The organism is Winogradskyella sp. (assembly GCF_013213975.1).
Taxonomy (GTDB): Bacteria; Bacteroidota; Bacteroidia; order Flavobacteriales; family Flavobacteriaceae; genus Winogradskyella.
This window is the reverse complement of the sequence record NZ_JABSST010000127.1, coordinates 1-4,759: the sequence shown is the minus strand read 5'-3', so window position 1 is coordinate 4,759 and position 4,759 is coordinate 1. Positions and strand designations below refer to the sequence as shown.

Below are 4,759 nucleotides of genomic sequence, written 5' to 3'. Positions count from 1 at the left end.
GGTAATGACGATAGTGCATCAGTCTTGGAGATGACTATGCTAGGTGGAACGTTTCAGTTTACAGAACCAACTGTAATAGCCATAGCCGGTGCTGATGTAGACCTTAAGCTAAACGACAGCCCTATAAAACAACATGTGGTCATATCAATTAAAACCAATGATGTTCTAAGTATCGGCAAGATGACAAAGGGCTTTCGGTCCTATTTAGCTGTTAAAGGTGGTTTTAAATCAGAACAAGTTTTAGAAAGTTGTAGTCAGTATTATCCTATTACCAAGACCCAGAGGATTGCTAAAAACGATATGATTCCTTATGAGACTTTTAAAAAGGATTATCATAAACAACATGCAACAGTAAAATTTAAAGCCTTACATTTAGCGCAACCAACCTTAGAGGCTTTTAAAGGTCCGGAATTTGATCAGCTGTCAACAGACCAACAAAACCAGCTTATTAATACAATATTTACGGTATCTAAGAATAATAACAGGATGGCTTATCAATTAGAACCATTACTAAAGAACTCAATGCAATCCATTATCACAGCACCTGTATTACCAGGAACTGTACAATTAACACCAAAAGGTAACCTCATTATTTTAATGCGCGACAGCCAAACTACAGGAGGTTATCCAAGGGTGTTGCAACTTACAGCAGCCTCCATAAATGCGTTGGCACAAAAGTCGATTGGCAAGCCTCTAAAAATCAGACTGAAAGCCTAAAGCTACAGGAATAATTCTAATAAAGGATTTGTGTTCTGCCATTATTTCCATAATTTTAACCTAACCCTAAAATTCTAAAATCCCTTAATTTAGTAACAATAAAAACTAATTATTAATTTCTAAACTTACTGAAAATGAGCAATCCTAAAGGCTTAATTACGCCAGAACAGGCGAAGACTTTAAACGATGCCTATACAAAAAGGCATCAATTGATTAGTGATAACATCACTATGCGTCCAGACAACAGATCCTCTTGGTACTCCCTTGAGGATATTAAAAATTATTTGGCACTTGCTGAGGCACAGGCTAAAGAGCTTGGTTACGAAATGGATGGCATCCGTATTTACTGTGGTGCTTACCCAGAAGACAATGGTAAGGCAGGTTATTCTACATCATTTATTGTGCCTACTATTAATGAGAGTAACGGTAAAGATGGTAGTGGGTCAAGCCCAGATATGCCTGGAGGTAATGGTTTAAATATTGGAGGACACGGTCAACCACCAGGTGCTAATTACCCTCAATAATAATACATCATGTCTTTTGGACATTTAATCATTAATATCGTTGAATTGCTAGCTGCACTAGCCGGTTCCTACTATTGGTTAAAAACAAAAGATCAAACCATAAGACCATTTGTTTGGTACTTATGGTTTGTGGTTTTAATAGAAACAATTGCCTTATATCCATATCTATATGGTAATATAGATAATGCATTAATTAACTGGTTAGAGCACTCTCTTATGAGACGGAATACTTGGTTGTATAATATTTATGATTTAGTTTCTCTTTTACTTATTTGGATGTTTATGAAGCGTAATATAAAGGTCAGTTTTTCTCATAAGGTGATTAATATTACAGTTTTTTTATGCATAGGTATCATCATCTTGTATTTTTTCTTTAGCGGAAACTTCTTTGTAACAACGATTGACTATCCTTTTGCGATAGCTACTTTTGCAATCTTTACCATGGCTATTGTCTATTTATGGGAACTAGTTAGAAGTGATCAAATTTTAAGTTTTTATAAAGACCATGTATTTTATATCATTATAGCGATGGTGCTTTTTTATATTTGTACTACTCCGTTATTGTTATTTTCAGAATATTTCAATTTAAGAAATAAAGGCTTTATACAGTTTAGAGGACTTTTGCTTACCATTTCAAACATAATTTTATACTCATGTTATATTTTTGCGTTCTTTTATTCATTGCATCACAAAAAGAAATTGGAGCTGCAGAAATAGTTTTAATCAGCTATGTAATTTTCTTTACACTTGTTATTATTATAACATTTGTGGTGTTTTTTACGGTTTTTCAAAGGCGCAAAAATCAGATGTTAATTACCCAGTTTGAGCAGAAAGAAGAATTTGAAGCGGAACTCATTAAAACCCAACAAGAAATTCAAGACCAGACCTTAAAGCATGTGGGTAGAGAACTGCACGATAATGTGGGGCAACTCTTATCCTTAGCTACCATGCAAATGAATGCCTTGTCTAAAGTGGCCACAGATGATATTCAATCTAAAGTGAGTAATGCCTCAGAAGCCATTAAAGAAAGTTTAACCGAAGTACGGTCCTTATCTAAATCCCTGAATAGTGACGTGATATTTAATCTCGGTTTTTATGCTACTCTAGAAAATGAAATACAACGACTTAATAAATCACAATTAATTGAGGTCAGCCTCAGTACAAAAGGCGACTTAGTAAAATTTGAGAATAATAAAGATGAAACCATATTGTTTAGAATTTTACAAGAGTTCTTTTCTAACACGCTTAAATATGCAGATGCTGAAAGCTTAATGGTGCATCTTAATTACCAGCAAGAGCAATTAATAATTACTGCAAAAGATGATGGTAAAGGTTTTGATATGGATACTGCTGCAAAAGGTTCAGGGATAATCAATATGAAAAAACGTGCAGAGCTAATTAATGCAACATACAACTTAGAATCATCAATAGGAAGGGGAACCACCTTAACACTTATCTATCCTTATAAACTAGAGTCTTAGGCTTCACAAGCTTGCCATAAACTATCACTAGGAACAGGAGCTGTTATAGAGATGGTTTCTTTTTTAACAGGATGTATAAACTCTAAAGTTCGAGCATGTAGACTAATACTGGCGTCTTTATTACTGCGACTAAACCCATATTTTAAATCTCCCTTTATAGGGCAACCTATTTTGGAAAGCTGACAGCGGATTTGATGATGACGTCCGGTTTCTAAGTTAATATGTAATAAAACAAAATTGTCTAAGCTTTTGAGTACGCTATAGCTAAGAATTGCTTTTTTACTGCCTTCAACCTCACGATCAAATGCTGTAGATTTATTGTTCTTAGGATTTTTACGTAACCAATGTACCAATCTATCGTTTTGTTTTGGAGGTGTGTTTTTTACTAACGCCCAATAGGTTTTAGTGGCTTTCTTTTCAGCAAATAGTTTATTTAAACGTGGTAAGGCTTTACTGGTTTTTGCAAAAAGAACGAGACCTGTCGTTGGGCGATCAAGTCGATGTACCACGCCTAAATATACATTACCAGGTTTATTGTACTTGTCTTTGATATAAGCCTTTACGACATCGCTTAAAGGAGTGTCTCCAGTTTTGTCTCCTTGTACAATATCTCCGGCACGTTTGTTAACGACAATAATATGATTGTCTTCATATAGGACTTGAAGGTTAGACGGGTTAGATCTATTAGATTTGTTGGACATGTTAGATAATAATATTATCGATTTGCTAAACTAAAGTTGATTTAAATTTTGAAATCATTTTTATAATTTCATCTAATTCACTCAAAATGGTTGTTAATTCTATAGTAGTTAAAAAATTTAAATCAGAGGCAATTAGTAACTGGGTTTCTATTTCATAAGCAGAACCAATTGCAATTTGTGAAAATCTTAAAAAGTCTTTGTTAGAATTTCTGGAAGATCCTTCCGCTATATTAGAAGGTATGGAAACGGAAGCTCTTCTTAGTTGATTTGTCAATCCAAATTTCTCAGAATCAGGAAATTTAGAGGTAACATTATAGATTTCTGAACAGAATGATCTACTTCTTTTCCAAATTTGTAATTCTTTAAACTTATGAGGCATAGAAGTTAGTTTATCTAAGAAATCTAGAAGTCTGATTGATCTATCAGATCTAAATTAATATTGTTCTTTGTCGCTTGGAAAATCTCCACTTTTAACATCTTTACCATACTGTCTAAAAGCATTGGTCATGTCTTCATAGAGATTCATGTAACGTCTTAGAAAGCGTGGGTTGAATTCATGCGTCATACCCACCATATCGTGAGTAACAAGGACCTGTCCATCAACACCATCACCAGCACCAATGCCTATAATAGGAATTGATACACTCTCAGCCACTTCCTTAGCAAGCGCTGCTGGTATTTTCTCTAAAACAATGGCAAAACAACCAGCCTTTTCTAACATTAATGCATCTTCTTTTAGTTGCTGTGCTTCCTGTTCTTCTTTGGCCCTTACTGTGTAGGTGCCAAATTTATAAATGGATTGCGGAGTTAATCCTAGGTGACCCATCACAGGAATTCCAGCATGTAAAATACGTTTAATAGATTCTTTTATTTCTTTACCGCCTTCCATTTTTACAGCATGTCCACCAGACTCTTTCATGATTCTGATAGCAGAACGTAGGGCTTCTTTAGGATCACTTTGATACGTGCCGAAAGGCAGATCTACCACAACCAAGGCGCGGTCAATGGCTCTTACTACAGACGAGGCATGATAAATCATTTGATCTAAGGTAATAGGCAAGGTAGTTTCGTGACCTGCCATGACATTACTGGCAGAATCACCAACCAAAATGACATCAATACCAGCTTCATCTACAATTTTAGCCATGGTGTAGTCGTAGGCTGTAAGCATAGAAATCTTTTCGCCACGTGCTTTCATATCTACGAGGCTCTTTACAGTGATTCTTTTATATTCTTTTTTTGCGACGGACATAGACTTGAAATTATAGTGTGAGTAAAAATAGTGAGTTTTGTTAAATTTTCTTTAATCTAAGCTGTAAATACTGCTAAATCCTTA

Annotated in this window: 7 protein-coding genes; 4 read left to right on the top strand and 3 right to left on the bottom strand. The window is 34.9% G+C overall.

Annotated features, from left to right (window positions below):
• The 4 genes from HRU49_RS14020 to HRU49_RS14005 form a co-directional block, all read left to right on the top strand.
• Positions 1-717 (top strand): biotin-dependent carboxyltransferase family protein (locus HRU49_RS14020; protein WP_296358243.1); only part of this gene is annotated, 717 nt, incomplete at its 5' end.
• Between the two features lie 134 nt (positions 718-851).
• Complete coding sequence (locus HRU49_RS14015; RefSeq protein WP_296358241.1) at positions 852-1,241, top strand: hypothetical protein; 390 nt, start codon at positions 852-854, stop codon at positions 1,239-1,241.
• A 9-nt stretch (positions 1,242-1,250) separates the two neighbouring features.
• A complete protein-coding gene (locus tag HRU49_RS14010) occupies positions 1,251-1,958 on the top strand; it encodes a hypothetical protein (RefSeq protein WP_296358239.1) in 708 nt (235 codons plus the stop codon).
• Positions 1,895-2,722 (top strand): sensor histidine kinase, encoded by an 828-nt coding sequence (locus HRU49_RS14005; protein WP_296358237.1) that lies wholly within the window; start codon positions 1,895-1,897, stop codon positions 2,720-2,722. The genes HRU49_RS14010 and HRU49_RS14005 overlap by 64 nt, the downstream gene beginning before the upstream one ends.
• On the opposite strand, the gene HRU49_RS14000 is transcribed toward HRU49_RS14005, so the two are convergent.
• From HRU49_RS14000 to panB, 3 genes are read right to left on the bottom strand one after another with little or no spacing between them, the layout of a single operon-like run.
• Entirely contained in the window at positions 2,719-3,423 is a 705-nt protein-coding gene (locus HRU49_RS14000) for an RNA pseudouridine synthase (RefSeq protein WP_296358234.1), read from the bottom strand. The genes HRU49_RS14005 and HRU49_RS14000 overlap by 4 nt on opposite strands.
• Positions 3,424-3,448: 25 nt before the next feature.
• Positions 3,449-3,802, bottom strand: coding sequence for a four helix bundle protein (locus HRU49_RS13995; protein WP_296358232.1), 354 nt, complete (start codon positions 3,800-3,802; stop codon positions 3,449-3,451).
• 54 nt (positions 3,803-3,856) lie between these two features.
• Positions 3,857-4,675 carry a 3-methyl-2-oxobutanoate hydroxymethyltransferase gene (gene panB / locus HRU49_RS13990; RefSeq protein WP_296358230.1) on the bottom strand — a complete coding sequence of 273 codons (819 nt, stop codon included), beginning with the start codon at positions 4,673-4,675 and terminating at the stop codon, positions 3,857-3,859.
• Positions 4,676-4,759: the final 84 nt, after the last annotated feature.